The sequence below is a fragment of the Agrobacterium vitis genome (genome assembly GCF_037039395.1).
Lineage (GTDB): Bacteria > Pseudomonadota > Alphaproteobacteria > Rhizobiales > Rhizobiaceae > Allorhizobium > Allorhizobium vitis_E.
In genome coordinates this window covers 1,499,517-1,517,210 of the sequence record NZ_CP146242.1, presented here as the reverse complement: position 1 = coordinate 1,517,210, position 17,694 = coordinate 1,499,517, and the positions used below count along the sequence as shown (strand labels likewise).

Genomic DNA, 17,694 nt, shown 5'->3' with positions numbered 1-17,694 from the left:
CGGCGTGAATTTGGTGCCTTGCAGTCGTAAATTTCGGTTCTTATATAGCCCGCATAAGGCAGCGTCGCTGCGCAATCCCGTAGACCACAATCCACGTCGAGGGGCTGTCACTGGAATGCCTGTCGGGGTTCGGACAGCCTGCTTCAAGGAGAGAATAAAATGGCAAAAGTAATCGGTATCGACCTTGGAACGACCAATTCCTGCGTTTCTGTCATGGACGGCAAGGATGCGAAGGTCATTGAAAATTCGGAGGGCGCGCGTACCACGCCGTCCATGGTGGCTTTTTCTGACGATGGTGAGCGCCTTGTCGGCCAGCCGGCCAAGCGCCAGGCGGTGACAAACCCCACCAACACGCTCTTCGCTGTCAAGCGCCTGATTGGCCGCCGCTACGAAGATCCGACCGTTGAAAAGGACAAGGGCCTCGTGCCTTTCCCGATCATCAAGGGCGACAATGGTGATGCCTGGGTCGAAGCTCAGGGCAAAGGCTATTCGCCAGCCCAGATCTCTGCGATGATTCTTCAGAAGATGAAGGAAACCGCAGAAGCTTACCTCGGCGAAAAGGTCGAAAAGGCCGTTATCACCGTTCCCGCTTACTTCAATGACGCCCAGCGTCAGGCCACCAAGGATGCAGGCCGCATCGCTGGTCTGGAAGTTCTGCGCATCATCAACGAGCCAACCGCTGCGGCTCTCGCTTACGGCCTCGACAAGAAGGACGGCAAGACCATTGCTGTTTACGACTTGGGCGGTGGTACCTTCGATATTTCCGTTCTGGAAATCGGCGATGGCGTGTTCGAAGTGAAGTCCACCAATGGTGACACTTTCCTCGGCGGTGAAGACTTCGATATGCGTCTGGTTGAATATCTGGCAACAGAATTCAAGAAGGAGCAGGGCATTGAGCTGAAGAACGACAAGCTCGCTCTGCAGCGCCTGAAGGAAGCTGCTGAAAAGGCCAAGATCGAACTGTCTTCGTCGCAGCAGACCGAAATCAACCTGCCGTTTATCACCGCTGACGCTTCTGGTCCGAAGCATTTGACGATGAAGCTGACCCGCGCCAAGTTTGAAAACCTGGTGGACGATCTGGTTCAGCGCACCGTTGCACCGTGCAAGGCAGCTCTGAAGGACGCTGGCGTCACTGCCGCTGACATTGATGAAGTTGTTCTGGTTGGCGGCATGAGCCGTATGCCGAAGGTGCAGGAAGTTGTGAAGCAGCTGTTCGGCAAGGAACCACACAAGGGTGTGAACCCGGACGAAGTGGTTGCCATGGGTGCCGCCATTCAGGCTGGCGTTCTGCAGGGCGACGTCAAGGACGTTCTCTTGCTCGACGTCACTCCGCTGTCGCTCGGCATTGAAACTCTCGGCGGTGTCTTCACCCGTCTGATCGACCGTAACACGACGATCCCGACCAAGAAGAGCCAGGTGTTCTCGACCGCTGACGACAATCAGCAGGCCGTGACCATCCGCGTATCGCAGGGCGAGCGCGAAATGGCCCAGGACAACAAGCTGCTTGGCCAGTTCGACCTCGTTGGTCTGCCACCGGCACCGCGCGGCGTTCCGCAGATCGAAGTCACCTTCGATATCGACGCCAACGGTATTGTGCAGGTCTCGGCCAAGGACAAGGGCACCGGCAAGGAACAGCAGATCCGCATTCAGGCCTCTGGTGGTCTGTCGGATGCCGACATTGAGAAGATGGTCAAGGACGCTGAAGCCAATGCTGAAGCCGACAAGAACCGTCGCGCCGTGGTCGAAGCCAAGAACCAGGCTGAAAGCCTTATTCATTCCACCGAGAAGTCGGTGAAGGATTATGGTGACAAGGTATCCGCAGACGACCGCAAGGCGATTGAGGATGCTATTGCAGCCCTGAAGTCTTCGGTTGAAACCTCGGAGCCTGACGCCGAGGACATCCAGGCCAAGACCCAGACCTTGATGGAAGTGTCCATGAAGCTTGGTCAGGCGATCTACGAGTCCCAGCAGGCCGAAGGCGGTGCCGAGGGTGGGCCAAGTGGTCACCATGATGACGGCATCGTCGATGCCGACTATGAAGAAGTGAAGGACGACAACACGAAGAAGTCTGCTTGATGCGGAATTTGCGGCGTAATACCTTTGTGAGATGGCTGGCCTTCGGGCCAGCCGCGTTTGCTTTGGCAGGGTGCCTCGCCGCGCATGCGGCAGCGGGCTCCGATGTTCACCAGAAAGTCAGTGCTGCCGAAGCGTCTATCCTTCAGGCGATTGCCAAGCGGGATACGGCGCTGTTGCGGCGAACCGTTGGTGGCCTCGGTCCGCTGATCGAGGATGCCTTGAAGCGCAAGAAGTCCGGTGGGCAGGTCTCTTCCTGCGATCTGGCGGCCCATTCCCTGGGCTTTGCCGGCATGTCGCTGTCGGAGGCGGTCACGCAAAAGGGCGCGGCGCGAAAAATGCTGATGGATGATGCCCGCCAGGCGGCTGCAGATTTTAACAGAGACATGTCTGCCTGCGACGCGCAGGTAGGACAGAAGACAAGCAACCACGCGGGTGTGGAAAAAGCTTTGAGAGCTTTGTAGGACGATGGCAAAAGCAGATTTCTACGAGACCCTCGGTGTCTCCAAAACCGCAGATGAAAAAGAGCTGAAAAGCGCCTTCCGCAAGCTGGCGATGAAGTTTCACCCGGATAAGAATCCGGGCGATGCTGAATCCGAGCGGAAGTTCAAGGAAATCAACGAGGCCTATGAAACGCTGAAGGACCCGCAAAAACGGGCTGCCTATGACCGTTTCGGCCACGCTGCCTTTGAGCAGGGTGGCATGGGCGGTGCTGGCGGCGGCGGTGGTTTTGCCGGCGGCGGTTTCTCGGATATTTTCGAGGACATCTTTGGCGAGATGATGGGCGGCGGGCGTGGCGGCAATGCACGTGGACGTTCCACCGGTGGCCGTGAACGTGGTGCCGACCTGCGCTACAATATGGAAATTTCGCTGGAGGAAGCCTTTACCGGCAAGACGGCGCAGATCCGGGTTCCGACCTCGATTACCTGCGAAGTCTGTTCCGGTTCGGGCGCCAAGCCCGGCACCAAGCCGACCACCTGCGCCACCTGCCAGGGGTCTGGCCGGGTGCGGGCTGCCCAGGGTTTCTTTTCCATCGAGCGGACCTGCCCGACCTGTCAGGGCCGGGGCCAGACGATCAGCGATCCCTGTGGCAAGTGCCACGGCCAGGGCCGCGTTACAGAAGAACGTCAGCTGTCTGTTTCCATTCCGGCCGGTATTGAAGACGGGACACGCATTCGTCTTCAGGGCGAAGGCGAAGCGGGCTTGCGAGGCGGGCCGTCGGGCGATCTCTATATTTTCCTGTCGGTCAAGCCGCACCAGTTCTTCCAGCGCGAAGGTGCCGATCTCTACTGCTCCGTACCGATCTCGATGACAACAGCCGCCCTCGGCGGCACGTTCGATGTGACCACGCTGGATGGAACCAAGTCGCGGGTCACCGTGCCGGAAGGTACCCAGCCCGGCAAGCAGTTCCGCTTGAAGGGTAAGGGCATGCCGGTGCTGCGCTCGGCGCAGATGGGGGATCTTTATATCCAGATCCAGATCGAGACGCCGCAGAAGCTCACCAAGCGTCAACGCGAGCTGTTACAGGAATTCGACCAGATTTCGTCCAAGGAGAACAATCCGGAATCGACCGGGTTCTTCGCCCGGATGAAAGAGTTCTTCGAGGGTTGATGAAAAAAGGCCGGTGCGCTTCGCATCGGCCTTTTCCATGGTCAATAATGGGGTGGCTTGGTGATCGGCACGGCATCAACCGCTTGCTCTTCGAGACTGAGAAACCGTTCCGTCAGCCGATCAAGCTTGGCTCGGGTTTGCTCCACCACTTTCCACTGCTCGGTCAACTGATCTGAAAGCTCTTCGATGGTCTTGGCCTGATAGGCAACCGTTTCCTCAAGCCGGATCAGGCGGTCTTCTGCGTCGGCGTCTTTCGCGCTAGCCATAGTGTGTCCTTCTGGTTCGCTACTTGGCCCGTGTTGTCCTTGGCCGGTGTGCTACTGCCATTGTCTTCGTCTGGACGAGCTACTGCATAATTCCCTGAAACGGAATTGCTTTGGGCTTGATGCAGAAAATATAATGATAAAGCTTCTTTCATGTCTTACCTATGACGTTACAGCGTCGTGCCGTGAGACGGTTTGATATGGGAATGCATGGCTGAAAAAACCTTCATCAACCGGCTGCAGCTGACGGATTTCCGCAATTACGGTTCCGCCTCCTTGCGGCTTGATGGACGCCATGTGGTGCTGACCGGCAATAACGGTTCCGGCAAGACCAATTTGATGGAAGCGGTTTCCTTTCTGTCGCCGGGGCGTGGGCTGCGTCGGGCGGTGCTGTCCGATGTGGCGCGGGCCGGAGCGGCAAGCGGATTTTCGATTTTTGCCAGCCTGGGGGGCATGGCCGGGGACGTGGAACTGGGCACCGGCACGGAGGTTCAGGACGAGACGGCGGTGCGGCGTCTGCGCATCAATGGCGCCTCGGTGCGCTCCGTCGACGAATTGACCGATCATTTGCGCGTTCTCTGGCTGACGCCAGCCATGGACGGTCTCTTTACCGGCTCCTCGTCCGAGCGGCGCAGGTTTCTGGATCGGCTGGTCCTGTCGATCGACCCGCAGCATGGCCGCCGCGCCAGCGATTTCGAGCGCGCCATGCGCAGCCGCAACAAATTGCTCTCCGAAGGCCGTTTCGATGCCAGTTGGCTTGCCGGGATCGAGCAGCAGATGGCAGCACTCGGCATTGCCATGGCGCTCGCCCGTCAGGAAATGATGCGGTTGCTGGCCGCCCTTATCGAACAGCGACGGGAGCCTGAAAGTTTTCCGGGGGCAGAACTGATGCTGTCGGGGTTCATGGATGACCATGCCGGCACGGCGGCTATCGATCTCGAAGACACCTATCGCGATCGTCTGGCCGGTTCCAGGGGCAGGGATGCAGCGGCAGGCCGCACGCTGGAGGGGCCGCATCGCAGCGATCTTCTGGTGCGGCACCGGGAAAAAGACATGGAAGCCGAGCGTTGTTCGACCGGCGAGCAGAAGGCTCTGCTGATCGGCCTGATCCTTGCCCATGCCGAACTGGTGGCGACCATGACCGGCTTTGCGCCGATCCTGCTCCTGGATGAAATTGCCGCCCATCTTGACGAGGGCCGTCGGGCTGCCCTGTTCGACCGGATCGACGTGCTCGGCGGCCAGGCCTTCATGACCGGCACCGATGCGCAGATGTTTGCAAGTCTGGGTGATCGGGCACAATTCGTGACCGTGGATGACGGCCATCTGTCATTGTGACTATTCGGAAAGCCAAAGACATGCGACAACAGGCCATGGAGCCGCTTTCACCCGAAGAAATCCAGCGTTATCAACGCCACATCCTCTTGCCGGAAATCGGCGGGGCAGGCCAGCAGAAGCTGAAAGCCGCCCGCGTGCTGGTGATTGGCGCAGGCGGACTTGGCGCGCCTGTACTGCAATATCTGGCCGCAGCCGGTATCGGCACGCTGGGCATTGCCGATGACGACCACGTCTCGCTCTCCAATCTGCAACGGCAGGTGATCCATGACAGCGGTACGCTGAACGACCTGAAGACGGAAAGCGCGGCAAAGGCCATTGCCAGGCTCAACCCACATGTGCGCGTGATGCGGTTCGAGCAACGCTTCGATGCGGATTTCGCCGCAACGCATCTGCCCGGGTTCGATCTGCTGATCGACGGTTCGGACAATTTCGACAGCCGCTATGCCGCCGCCGATGCCGGACAACAGCATTGCCGCCCATTGGTGACGGGTGCTGTTGGGCGTTTTGAAGGCTCGCTGACCGTACTGAAACCCTATGAGACCGGGCCGGATGGAGTGCTCTATCCTGGCTACCGCGATCTTTTTCCGGAAAAGCCGCCTGCCGGTCTCATTCCCACCTGCGCCGAGACTGGCATTATCGGTGCGCTGACCGGGGTGATCGGCACCTTGATGGCGATGGAAGCGATCAAACTTATCACCGGCATTGGGGAACCGTTAGTAGGGCGTCTGCTAATGTATGACGCCCTGTCCGCCCGGTTCGACACGGTGCGCTACCGGCGTCGTGACAGCAACAGGTCCGCGCCATGATAGAACAGGCCAGAGCGATGACAGGAACAGGAAAGGCTGACCATGGTCGAGATCATTCAGATCGACGAGCAGTTTGAAAATTGGGATGATCTTCTAGCCCTGGTGCTGGAAGCTTTCGACTACATGCATCCGCTGATCGATCCGCCGTCTTCAGCGTTGAAGCTGACGGCGGAAGCCCTGAAAGCCAAGGCGCATGAGGAAATCGGTTATGCCGCCCTGATCGATGGCAAGCTGGTCGGCTGTCTGTTCTGCCGCCAGAGCGAGGCAGACCGGCTCTATGTCGGCAAGGTCGCCGTGCTTCCCGGGCTTCAGGGGCAAGGGATTGGTCGCGCCATGCTGAAAGCGGCGGAAGGTGTTGCCCATGCCTGTGGTGTCAGGCACTTGCAGTTGGAAACCCGTATCGAGCTTGATAATAATCACAAGCGCTTCGAAAAATGGGGTTTCCATGTTGTTGGGGAAAAAAGCCATCCCGGTTATGACCGGGCCACGTTCGTGCTGATGGAAAAGCCACTCGTCTGATTGATACGAACAGCCATTTTCAATAGCTGTTCGTATTTCGGTTTCGGCTATCTCAAGCCTTTTATGAAAGCACCTGTGATCAGTCGCGCCCCGGCAAAACCCGGTTCGGCGGCCTATGGCCGTCGAAATAGGTGCGAATATTGATGATCACCTTGTCACCCATATCGATCCGGCCTTCAATCGTTGCCGATCCCATATGCGGCAGCAATACGACCTTGCCGTCTTCCGCCAGTTTCAACAGCTTCGGATTGACCGCCGGTTCATTCTCAAACACATCCAGGCCCGCGCCCGCGATCTTGCCGTCACGGATGCATTGAATGAGGGCGCTTTCATCGATAATGCCACCCCGGGCGGTGTTGACGATATAGCTGGTCGGCTGCATCAGCGCCAGGCGCCGGGCCGAAAGCAGATGGTAGGTGGCCGGCGTGGATGGGCAATTGACCGAGACGATATCGACCCGCGCCAGCATCTGGTCGAGACTGTCCCAATAGGTTGCCTCCAGCTCATCTTCCGTCTGCGGGCTGACCCGTTTGCGGTTATGGTAGTGGATGGCGAGGCCGAAAGCCTTGGCGCGCCGGGCGACCGCCGTGCCGATCCGGCCCATGCCGACAATGCCGATTCGCTTGCCCCAGATCCGCCGTCCCAGCATCCAGGTCGGCGACCATCCGGCCCATTCGCCGGGCTGGTCGGTCAGAACGCGCGAGCCTTCCGCCAGACGCCGTGGGCCGGCGAGAATCAGCGCCATGGTCATGTCGGCGGTGTCTTCGCTCAGCACATTCGGCGTATTGGTCACGGTAATGCCCTTGCGGGCCGCAGCATCGACATCGATATGGTCGGTGCCGTTGGAAAAGCTGGCAATCAGTTTCAGTTGCGGGCCAGCCGCCTCGATCAGTCCGGCATCGATCCGGTCGGTCACGGTCGGCACCAGAACATCACAGGTTTTCATCGCATCCATCAGGGCGTCGCGGCTGCGCGGCGTGTCGTCAATGTTCAACTCTGCCTCGAACAATTCCCGCATGCGGGTTTCCACTGCGTCCGGCAGTTTGCGCGTGATGTAAACCTTGGTCTTTTTCCGCTGGGTCATGAAGACTTTCGATGCTTTGTAAACAGGTCCTTAACCAACACAGGCGATGATTCCGGCCAGTCGTCGCGCGTCGCTGGCGCGGGACGGATGTTTCAAGAGGTTTCGCCAGCTACGCAATATTATTTTCGAGCCACTCTGGTCGAGAGAGATATTGCGCAGTCCGGTTCATTTCTATCAAACCTGTTCGGGAAGACAATTGTATCTTCGCCGTCAAGGATCACATACAGGCGACGGAACCGCTGGCGGGGGCTTCGGGTTTCGTTTTATCGATCGTTCAACGGAAATGCCATGCCCAACGGGTTCAAACGCTCCTGTCTCATTCCTTTCATCGCCGCTCTCTGTGTCATATGGGCAGGCGCCGCCGTCGCGCAAGGCCCAGCCAAGGGCATGAGCGGCCTGCCGTTGCCGCGTTTCGTGACCTTGAAATCGGCGAGGGTCAATCTGCGCATTGGCCCCAGCACGGATTATGCGACGTCCTGGATGTATACGCGTGCGGGATTGCCGGTGGAAATCATTCAGGAATACGACAATTGGCGGCGCATTCGCGATGCCGATGGCACTGAGGGCTGGGTGAACCAGACATTGCTGTCTGGTGAACGCAGTGCGCTTGCAGCGCCGTGGATGAAGGGTAAGGGCGACGATATCTATGTGAATATGCGCCGCGATGGGCAGGCCGGGGCGGGCGTGGTTGCCAAGCTTCAACCCGGCGTGCTGATGAAGCTGCTGGAATGCAATGGCAACTGGTGTCGCACCGAAGTGGACGGCACCAAAGGATGGGTCGCCCAAGGGGAAATCTGGGGCGCCTATCCCGGCGAGGCCTTCAAGTAAGAGAAGCCTTCAAATAAGGGCAAATAAGGGGAGCCTTCAAATCACGGAAGGCTTCCCATAACTGGGCCTTTTAAATAAGCCCGGCTTCGCTGGCTGCCTCTTGTAGCGAGGCCTGCGGTCTCGGTCCCATCTGCTGAATGACCAGGCCGGCTGCCAGGCAACCGAGCTTGCCGCAATCTTCCAGAGACCGCCCCTGCGTATAGCCGTAAAGAAAACCGGAGGCGAACAGATCGCCGGCACCTGTCGTATCGACCAGTTCGGCGATGGTGGTGGCAGGCACATGGATGCGCTCGCTGCCACGGATAATCATCGCTCCCTCTTCGCTCATGGTCACAGCGGCAAGTTTGCAATCCTTGCCGATCTGGTCGAGTGCTGCGTCGAAATCCTCTGTCTCATAGAGGGCGAGCGCTTCCTGCCGATTGGCAAACACGATGTCGACGGTGCCTGAGCGCATCAGGTCGAGGAATTCGGCGCGGTAGCGATGCACGCAGAAACTGTCGGACAGGGTCATCGACATTTCCCGTCCATGCTCATGGGCAATGCGGGCGCAATCGACGATCGCCTGCTTGGCGCGTGGCGGGTCCCAGAGATAGCCTTCGAAATAGGTGACCTTGGCCTGTTTCACCACCTCCGGCTCGACATCTTCAGGACCGAGCTCGACGCAGGCGCCGAGATAGGTGTTCATCGAGCGCTCGCCGTCTTCGGTTACGAAAATCATGCAGCGAGCGGTCGGCGGATGCTGACCTCTGGCCATGGTCTGGTAATGAACGCCCTGGGCGCGAATGTCATGGGCGAAAATCGTCCCGAGCTGGTCTTCGGCGACCTTGCCGAAATAAGCTGCCTTGCCGCCGAAATTGGCAATGCCTGCCGCCGTATTGCCGGCACTGCCGCCGGAGGCCTCGATGGCTGGCCCCATCAGGCTGTAAAGCCGTGTGGCGCGTTCCGCATCAATCAGGTTCATGGCGCCCTTGACGATGCCGTTTTCTTCCAGGAATTGATCCTCACAGCGGGAGATGATGTCAACGATAGCGTTACCGATGGTGAGCACGTCGAATTGCGTCATGGGAGGCTGCATCCGTCCATTGATATTACGATAAGCTCTTAGCGAATTTTGGCGTTCAGGAAAGACAAAATCGCAGCACTTAATGGGTTCTCCGGTTGTTGGCGTATTTTTAGCGCGCCACAGTTGCTACATCTGGTTTTATTGTGGCATCCTTCGTCGTTAACGACAGGGCTTGTTCTGCCGGTAACGCCTTGCTGAACAGGAAGCCCTGACCGAAATCGCAGCCGATGCTTTTCAGGAAGGCCAGCTGGTTCTCGTCCTCGATGCCTTCGGCGGTGGTGGCAATGCCAAGGCCCTGACCAAGGCCCAGAATGGCACGCATAATGTCTTCCTGCTTCTTGTCGACGTCGTAGGCCATGACGAAACTGCGGTCGATCTTGATCTTGTCGAAGGTGAATTTCGATAATTGCGACAGGCTGGAATAGCCGGTGCCGAAATCGTCCAGGGCAATGCGGATGCCGCTCTGCCTGAGGTCGGCCAGGATCTGGGTAGCCAGTTCGATATCATGGACCAGCGCCGTTTCGGTGATCTCGATTTCCAGCCGGTTGGGCGGAAATCCCGTCTCCATCAGGATCGACATGATCCGCAGGCTCAATTGACGGTCGATGAATTGCGTCGGCGAGATGTTGAAGGCCAGCCGCACCGTGTCGGGCCATTGCAGTGCGTCAAGACAGGCCTGGCGAAACAGACTATCCGACAGCTCGACGATCAGCCCGGCGGTTTCCGCCAATTCGATGAAATCACTGGGGGGAACGTAATGGTTAGGGCCGGTCTTCCATCGTGCCAAAGCCTCGAATCCACGCAATTCACCGGATTTGAGGTCGATCAATGGCTGGTAATAGGGAACGATCAGTTTGTCACGGATCGCACGCTTCAGCGCCATTTCGGTTTCAGCCCGCCGCATGACGCGGTCTTCCATGATCCGTTCGAAGCCATAGACGCTGTTCTGCCCGGCTTTCTTGGCGACATACATCGCCACATCGGCGCAGTGCGTTGCATCCTTGAAATCGTCGCTGTCTTCCGGAAACAGCGCAAAACCGACACTGACGCCGATTTCGCTGGTCATGCCGCCGACATCGTAAGGGTTGCACAGAAGCCTGACGATATGTTGGCCGGCATGGCGATAATCCATATTCGCCGAGCGAGGGCTGACCAGCAGGAATTCGTCACCACCCATCCGGTAGACATCGGCATTCGGCAAGGCATGCGTTAAGCGCTGCGCCACTTGCCGCAAAAGCAGGTCGCCGCCCTGGTGGCCTACGAGGTCGTTGACCTTCTTGAACCCGTCGAGATCTATGGAATAGATCACCCAGTGGCGTCCATCCTGCAAGGCTTCCATCTCCGCCTGCCGATCGGACAGCGCCCGGCGATTGGGAAGGCCTGTCAGGGGATCGTGATGGGCCAGCCAGTCCATATTGTCTTCGGCGGTGTTTCTCAACCGGATCTCGGCCTTCAGCTCGCCGATCCGTCTGGCCGCGAAAATCAGGCTGAGCAGACCGGTAATAGCGACGACATTGAAAAGCTCATCGAGTTGCCAGGCTTCATTGCGATGCAGGAAGGCATCGAGATGTTCATGGAAGTCGATTTGGATGGCAATCGCCCATATCACAGCCCCGACACTCAGCAATATAGCGGCGTCTTTTATAGGCTTGTTCTGAAATATAGATGCCATCTTCACGCGGTCGATCTCCCTGGCCACGGGTCAACCCCGTTTGCCAGCCATGACGAAAGCACATTCACTGTGAAATAGGCGTTAAAAATATTCCTTAAATAGGAAATACGCAGATGTGATGTGCGCAGCCCTGATGCCAGATCAGGTCACCACCCGGACTATGCCCATTCCAGAGCGCGTTTATTGTATCCCGGGTGGCTGTCCAGTTAGAACGTCCAGTCCCGATTAAACGGCGACCTTCAGCGGGTGCATGTGTTCGGGGGCCTGCGCGTCGTCCATTGACACCCATTGCAGACCGCCATTGTACCGCCAGGCCATACGGCCCTGCTCATCAAGGGAGAAGAGGTGCAGCCAGCCATGATCGAACAGGGCGCGCACCCCATCATGGCGGCCCAGCACCTCGGCAATGGCCTCGACGGGCGCTTCAAGACAGACCGACAGGCGCAGCGGTTCGTGTGCATAATCCCGTCCATCATGGACGGATTGCCAAGGCAGCCCGGCCCGCAAAAGCCCGCCATTGCCTTCCACCACGCCGATGCCACCGGTGACATTGTGCAGGAGCTTGTTGCCACCGCCAAAAGCCTCCGGCGCTACGGTCGAGCCGTAATATTGCAGGCTGATCCAGCTCGCGACGATGACCGGGGCGGTCAGGATCAGCTCCAGCGTGCTGAAGCCCTTGTCCTGCGTCCAGTCATAATCATGCAGGAAGGCCCGGCCCTCGAGGTTTTTAGCAGCCGTGCGGGATCTGGGGGCGGCGATAAAGGCCTTGCAGCCAGCCAGCGCCCATTCGGGCCGGGTCTCTGCCCAGTCGCGGCTGCGTTTGGAAATGGATGCCTCGTCTACGGCACGCGGCAGGCGAAGGGCACGCTCGCCCCTCGCAAGTCTGCCGGCATCGGCAAGCCAGCTCCTGGCCTGAGCGATATCGGCCTCATGAGTGTTGGAGGGATGGTCATCCGCATAGAGCATCACCCGGTCGGTGGTCGTTTCATGCAGTGCCGCCAGGAACAGTGTATCCAGCGGGACCTCGATGCCGGTCTCAATCAGTCCGCCCCGGACATCAGGGTCATTCAGCAAGGCCGCCAGCAGGCGGGCATTGACCTCTCCCGAATAGCCGCCGCAGGCACCGCAATGCAGGCCACTGGCATGAGGATTGTTGACGGTATTGGCGCCGTGCCCTGTCAGAAGCACCAGCCGTGCAAAGCCCGTGGTCAGCGACATGGCGCGCAGCACCGCACCGGCTGCCTTGACCCGGGTCGCCAGATCGAGCGCAGGTTCGAGTTGCGGTGCGGGATCATTCGGGGTTGGTGCGTGGGGGAGGCCGAGTGCATCGGTGAGCAATTTGCCGACATAGATCGGCCCTGTGGCCTCGACGAAAGCGAAGGAGGAGACAGCCGCCAGCTTAAACCGGCCCCAGGCTCGCTTTGCCCGCGCCTTGACCCGTTGCGGCTCGGCATCGTCGGCCTTGTAAGGTCCGCCAGCGCTGGATTTGAGTGCCGGATTGAGCAGAACCGGGAGCCGCAATTCCTCGACATCGGAGGCAAAGCGGCGATGCGCCGTCCCCAGACCGAAAAAGCCTGCAAAGCCGAGCGTCTGAATCTGCGGATCGAGGCTCTCAAGCGCACGGCGAAACACTTCCGAGCGCACATCTATGCAGAAGGCGGCTTGAATCCGTGGCCGGGTTTCGCGTTTCTGTGGGGCGGTTTTTGCCAAAGTCCGAGCCAGTTTCCGCTGTGCCGCCCGTTCGGCTGCGTCCTGAAGGATGGCGTCGATCACTATATCGGGCGTCGCCACGACCGGTGCCGCATGGGCCGCCCGCACATGCGCCCAGGCTTCGCCGATTTGGCCGCCATAGCGCAGAAACAGCGCCTCTTCCCAGATCAGCCGGATTGCCAGAAGGTCCGTGATCGTTTGATCGGTGCCGCCGGCCAGTTCCGCTTGCCAGAGTTTGTAGCGTGCATATTGCCCCCAGCCGCCCAGTGACATCAGCATCTGGTGAAAATAGGTCTCCAGCGCCTCGGCAGGCAGGCCGAGACGGATGCAGACACGGGCGATCACCGCCATCGCCGTTTCCGGTGCCTCCGAGACATGCCGCGCAAAACCGCGCAGACCGGCGATTTCCGGCGTCAGGTCATGGGTTGCCACGGCCCGCCAGGCGCTATAGGCGCTTTTGCCACGCGGCGCGGCCCACAGCGCTTGGCCCTCATCGAAATAGCCTGCCATCCAGGCGCCGAGCCGCTCGGTTATCAGGCCCGGCCAATCTACACCGGAGACTTGCGTCGCCAGATCCGCCACCGAGGCCAGTGCCTTTGGCTTTGGTGGGGTGAGAGTGGCAGCTATTTTCAAGGCAGCAAGATCGGTTGGCCGCAGATCGGCAGGGGCGCAGGTCCAGGCGGCCAGCAGATCCGCATCGGAAATCTCACCCGTGGCGATCTTCTGCTGGTACCAATGGCGCGGCATGGTGATGGCGATGCCTGCCACGCGCGCCAGCCGGGCGCCCGCCTGGGCTAAGGTTTCGCCAGCTTGCCCGAGAAAGGGGTTGACGGCGACGCTCGACATCAGCGGCCAGACGGGAGGAATGGCCCGTGCGGCACGGTCTGCCGCCGCCTCGAAGATCATCGGATCGGCTTGGGTCGGGATATGGCTATGCAACATGGTCAAAACTCCGATTTCATCAAGACAGGCTACGGATCGACCAACCACCGACCAGGCGGTCGAAGATGGCATTGACGTAGAAGCCGTTGGAAAGATGGACGCGCAGGCCCGCCGCTGCCGGATGATAGGCCCAGAGGGGGAACATGGCCTGCACCACGGCGACCAGGCCGAAGCTGACCACTGCCAGCACGATCAGCGCCCATTCCAGCGGTTCCGGCGCAGGCGTGGCAGGCAGGACCCCTGATGTCATCAGGGTGGCAGCCATTTGCAGCGCGAAATAGCCGATCGAGGTGGCGATGGCATAGACCGCCGTGCGCCGGGTCAATGCCTTGGGGGCCGCATCGGCAAAGCCCTGGGCCAGCATATAGGCGACGCCGAAGATCAGGATGGCGCCAAGCGCAATGGCTTGCGGTGATTTATGTGTCAGCCCAAAACACAGGCCTACGACACAGTAGATGGCAAGGGCTGAAAGAAAGGCTCGCCCAACCGCGCCCGCATCGGGCACGGCCACCGGGCCGGGCCGGGGGAGTGCTGCGACCCGCTCCACTGCGCCACCAGAGGCCAGAAAGGAATGGGCCTTGTAGAGCGAATGCGCCACGATATGCAGCAGGGCCAGCGGAAACAGCCCCAGGCCGCATTCGAAGATCATGAAGCCCATCTGCGCAACGGTGGACCAGGCCAGCGAGGTTTTGACCGCAGGTTGGGTCAGCATCACCAGGCTGCCGAACAGCGCCGTGAAACCGCCGAGCATGACCAGCACCGCCAGCACGCCGGGGGCGAGCAGCATGACATCGGCAAAACGGATCAGCAGAAAGCCACCGGCATTGATCACCCCCGCATGCAACAGCGCTGAGACGGGTGTCGGTGTTTCCATCACCTCGGTCAGCCAGCCATGGGTGGGAAACTGCGCGGATTTAAGCGCAGCAGCCAGCGCCAGCAGGCTTGCTGCGGCAACAACAAGGCCGCCGCCTTGTCCCGTGGCATGTCCAGCACGGGCAGCATCGAGGATTGCGCCGATATCGGCGGTTCCATAGGCGATTGCCAGCAAAGCGGCCGCAGCGGCCAGCGCTGCATCGCCGAGGCGGGCGGTGATGAATTTCTTGCGGGCGGCGCGCTGTGCCGCCACTCGACCGGGATAAAACAACAGCAATTTATGGAGAAACAGGCTGGTGGCGATCCAGGCGAGCACCAGTTGCAGCAGGTTGCCCGCCGTGACCAGCAACAGCACCGCGGCGAGGGTCATGCAGAGCCAACCGGTGAACGGTCCCTGCCGGTCCTCGCCATCCATATAGGTCGCGGCATAGCGTGTGACCACCCAGCCGATGAATGTCACCAGCACCAGCATGGTGGCGCTGACGGCATCCAGCCGAACCGATAGGCCCACTGTTGCAAACCCGATCAACGGGCTGCTGCCAGGGCCAAGCAGGATCAGCGCGATGATCGAGGCCAGCGCGATTGCAAGCGCCAGCAGCGCTGCTACTTCCCCAAGACGAGGGCTATGTCTGGGCCTTTGCTGCTGTTGCGTAAAGCTGATGGCGGCGCTCGCAAGCAGGGCAAGGGGCGCCAGCAAGGGCAGGAAATGAATGGACACGGGTGGTATTCCCTTCAGGCAGGATCGCTTCGGGGACCACTCTTATCCAAGCTATGAGACCAAGAAAAATTCATTGTTTTGTCGATATCGTTCGTTTTAAAAGAACGATATGAGAGATTTGAATTTCAATCATCTACGCTATTTCTGGGCCGTCGCGCATGAAGGCAGCCTGACGCGGGCCGCACAGCATATGAATCTGTCGCAGTCAGCTTTGTCCGTGCAGATCCAGAAGCTTGAACATCAGATGGGGCATGCGCTGTTCGAGCGTGTCGGCAAGAAGCTGGTGCTGACAGAAGCTGGGCAGATCGCGCTCGATTATGCCGATACGGTGTTCAAGGCCGGCGACGAATTGATGAGCACGCTCAGTGGCCGCCCCACCTCCAGCCGTCAAGTGTTGCGGGTCGGCGCGCTGACGACGCTGTCGCGCAACTTCCAGCTGGAATTCCTGCGCCCGCTGGTCGGTCGCTCCGATGTGGAACTGATCGTGCGTTCGGGCAATATGCGCGATCTCCTGGCGCAACTCGAAGCCCATGCCGTTGATGTTGTGCTGGCAAACAGCGCCGCCCCGCGCGACGCACGCTCGCTGTTGCGCAATCATCTGCTGAACGAGCAGCCGGTCAGCCTGGTTGGCCGCCCCCGGCCTGCTGGGCAGAGTTTCAAATTTCCCGACGATCTGCGCACCGAGCCATTGCTACTGCCCAGCCTCGATAGCGATATCCGGGTGGCCTTCGACCGGATCCTCGAAATGGCCGGAATACGGCCTATCATTCTCGCCGAGGTGGACGATATGGCGATGCTTCGCCTTCTGGCACGCGAGCGCGAAGGGCTCACACTGGTGCCGCCGATCGTCGTGCGCGACGAACTGGAGGCGGGAGTGCTCATCGAACACTGCCGCATTCCGGAAGTCATCGAAAGCTTTTATGCGATCATCCAGAAACGGCGCTTTCCCAATACGATGCTGGCCGAACTGTTGGCCAGCGGCAGGGTATTATGATCGCGGTCTGCACCGGCTATCGCCGCCTTGGGGCCTTTGTCACAGGTCGATACCGCCAATAAGCTCCAGGATCGCCGGTTTGCTGATGGTGTTTGCGCCGATTTTACCCTTCACCAGGCAGAGGGACTGGCATCCGCTATGCCCTTGTCCTGATTGATAGACAAACTCCGGTCGCTCAAGCATTGCGGTCAGCACGATGTCGAGATTGATTGCTGGCGCGGTTATATGCGCAATGGCAGGATAACGCTGCCCGGTATCGCTGCTTGTCCAGATGCGATCGTAATCCACCTGCGCATCGACATTCATCTGCACCCCGTCCTCGCGCAAATAGGTCAGGAAGGTCGAACGCTTGTTGGGTTCCATGACATCCCAGAACGAAATCGCGCATTTGTCTGAGGCATCGAACGTCAGTCCCAGCCATGTCCAGTGAGACTGATTGATCTGCTCAGCCTTCTTCGCCTGCTCTTGCGGATCGGCAGCTTCCGACTTGGCCCATTGCCGATCAAACCACACCGATTTTGCATCGACTGGAAACACGTCGCCATCAATGGTCATCGATCCCTTCGCCTGCATGTTGGGGAAGGCAAATTCATAGGAATCCGAGCCGAGAAAGCGAAGAAGGCCGGTTGTGCCGTTATAGAGTTCCTCGCGCTGCGGCGTCAGCACCACGTCGACGGAGTTCTCTCCCGATCCGAGCTTGAGCTGGAACTGGGACCGGTTTCCCTTCAGCGTGCCGAGGCTTGAATAGACATGGCATTCCGTCGTTGCAGCACCAACTTTATCCGATGCGGGTTCTGCGGCGACTTGCGGTCTCCAGGTGCCGTCAGATCCGTTCATCAGCAGGAACTCGGTCATGCTGCCCTGCGGGGTGACGCTTTGATGCCATTCGAAACCGACAATCTTGCCCCGACTTTCGAAGGCGGCATTGACATACCAGGATTCCAGAACGGTCGAGGGATGAGAAGCCAGATCCTTGACCGGATCGATAAACAGCGGCGTGCCGGATGTGGAGCGGGCGGTGCCGGTGGCGATGGCTGCGCCCAAGCCAGAGGTCGCAGTGAGGCTGAGGGCCCCAAGCGCCAGCCCTCCGCCGAGCACCGCCCGTCTGCGAGCCTTTTGCGATAGAAGGGTAAAGTCTGTGTTCAAACCACTCATCTTGCTGTCTTTCAGTTTTGCGCTCGGCGTGGTTGGCGAATGATTGGG

15 protein-coding genes are annotated in these 17,694 nt (G+C 59.4%); 8 read left to right on the top strand and 7 right to left on the bottom strand.

Features of this window, described 5'->3' with window-relative positions; genetic code table 11:
• The first annotated feature begins 159 nt into the window (after positions 1-159).
• The 3 genes from dnaK to dnaJ are packed head-to-tail and all read left to right on the top strand — an operon-like array spanning position 160 to position 3,684.
• The gene (gene dnaK, locus V6582_RS09770; protein ID WP_156631128.1) at positions 160-2,076 is read left to right on the top strand and encodes a molecular chaperone DnaK; all 1,917 of its coding nucleotides are present in this window, start codon (positions 160-162) and stop codon (positions 2,074-2,076) included.
• Positions 2,076-2,537, top strand: coding sequence for a hypothetical protein (locus V6582_RS09765; protein ID WP_156631127.1), 462 nt, complete (start codon positions 2,076-2,078; stop codon positions 2,535-2,537). Before dnaK ends, V6582_RS09765 begins: the two co-directional genes overlap by 1 nt.
• A 4-nt stretch (positions 2,538-2,541) precedes the next feature.
• Positions 2,542-3,684 (top strand): molecular chaperone DnaJ, encoded by a 1,143-nt coding sequence (dnaJ, locus tag V6582_RS09760; RefSeq protein WP_156631126.1) that lies wholly within the window; start codon positions 2,542-2,544, stop codon positions 3,682-3,684.
• Between the two features lie 41 nt (positions 3,685-3,725).
• Here dnaJ and V6582_RS09755 read toward each other — a convergent pair whose 3' ends face one another.
• Complete coding sequence (locus V6582_RS09755; protein WP_156631125.1) at positions 3,726-3,950, bottom strand: SlyX family protein; 225 nt, start codon at positions 3,948-3,950, stop codon at positions 3,726-3,728.
• Positions 3,951-4,157: 207 nt separating this feature from the next.
• Between V6582_RS09755 and recF the strand changes: the two genes are divergently transcribed.
• From recF to V6582_RS09740, 3 genes are read left to right on the top strand one after another with little or no spacing between them, the layout of a single operon-like run.
• Complete coding sequence (gene recF, locus V6582_RS09750; protein WP_156631124.1) at positions 4,158-5,282, top strand: DNA replication/repair protein RecF; 1,125 nt, start codon at positions 4,158-4,160, stop codon at positions 5,280-5,282.
• Positions 5,283-5,317: 35 nt separating this feature from the next.
• Positions 5,318-6,088, top strand: coding sequence for a molybdopterin-synthase adenylyltransferase MoeB (locus V6582_RS09745; RefSeq protein WP_156631268.1), 771 nt, complete (start codon positions 5,318-5,320; stop codon positions 6,086-6,088).
• 42 nt (positions 6,089-6,130) lie between these two features.
• Positions 6,131-6,607, top strand: a complete 477-nt coding sequence (locus V6582_RS09740) for a GNAT family N-acetyltransferase (protein ID WP_156631123.1) — start codon at positions 6,131-6,133, stop codon at positions 6,605-6,607.
• A 79-nt stretch (positions 6,608-6,686) separates the two neighbouring features.
• Here V6582_RS09740 and V6582_RS09735 read toward each other — a convergent pair whose 3' ends face one another.
• Complete coding sequence (locus tag V6582_RS09735; RefSeq protein WP_156631122.1) at positions 6,687-7,691, bottom strand: 2-hydroxyacid dehydrogenase; 1,005 nt, start codon at positions 7,689-7,691, stop codon at positions 6,687-6,689.
• A 288-nt stretch (positions 7,692-7,979) separates the two neighbouring features.
• Here V6582_RS09735 and V6582_RS09730 point away from each other — a divergent pair, with 288 nt between their 5' ends.
• On the top strand, positions 7,980-8,519 hold the full coding sequence (locus V6582_RS09730) for an SH3 domain-containing protein (protein ID WP_156631121.1): 540 nt from the start codon (positions 7,980-7,982) through the stop codon (positions 8,517-8,519).
• Positions 8,520-8,589: 70 nt separating this feature from the next.
• Here V6582_RS09730 and V6582_RS09725 read toward each other — a convergent pair whose 3' ends face one another.
• The 4 genes from V6582_RS09725 to V6582_RS09710 form a co-directional block, all read right to left on the bottom strand.
• Positions 8,590-9,582 carry an adenosine kinase gene (locus V6582_RS09725; RefSeq protein WP_156631120.1) on the bottom strand — a complete coding sequence of 331 codons (993 nt, stop codon included), beginning with the start codon at positions 9,580-9,582 and terminating at the stop codon, positions 8,590-8,592.
• A gap of 109 nt (positions 9,583-9,691) precedes the next feature.
• Entirely contained in the window at positions 9,692-11,254 is a 1,563-nt protein-coding gene (locus V6582_RS09720; RefSeq protein ID WP_234889611.1) for a putative bifunctional diguanylate cyclase/phosphodiesterase, read from the bottom strand.
• A gap of 225 nt (positions 11,255-11,479) precedes the next feature.
• Positions 11,480-13,906, bottom strand: a complete 2,427-nt coding sequence (locus V6582_RS09715; RefSeq protein ID WP_156631119.1) for a YbcC family protein — start codon at positions 13,904-13,906, stop codon at positions 11,480-11,482.
• A gap of 19 nt (positions 13,907-13,925) precedes the next feature.
• Complete coding sequence (locus V6582_RS09710; RefSeq protein WP_337739193.1) at positions 13,926-15,497, bottom strand: NADH-quinone oxidoreductase subunit L; 1,572 nt, start codon at positions 15,495-15,497, stop codon at positions 13,926-13,928.
• 109 nt (positions 15,498-15,606) lie between these two features.
• On the opposite strand from V6582_RS09710, the gene V6582_RS09705 reads away from it, so the two are divergent.
• Complete coding sequence (locus tag V6582_RS09705) at positions 15,607-16,491, top strand: LysR family transcriptional regulator (RefSeq protein ID WP_156631117.1); 885 nt, start codon at positions 15,607-15,609, stop codon at positions 16,489-16,491.
• A 39-nt stretch (positions 16,492-16,530) separates the two neighbouring features.
• Here the strand turns inward: V6582_RS09705 and V6582_RS09700 are convergent, their stop codons facing one another.
• Complete coding sequence (locus tag V6582_RS09700; protein WP_156631116.1) at positions 16,531-17,646, bottom strand: lipocalin-like domain-containing protein; 1,116 nt, start codon at positions 17,644-17,646, stop codon at positions 16,531-16,533.
• Between the last annotated feature and the right edge of the window lie 48 nt (positions 17,647-17,694).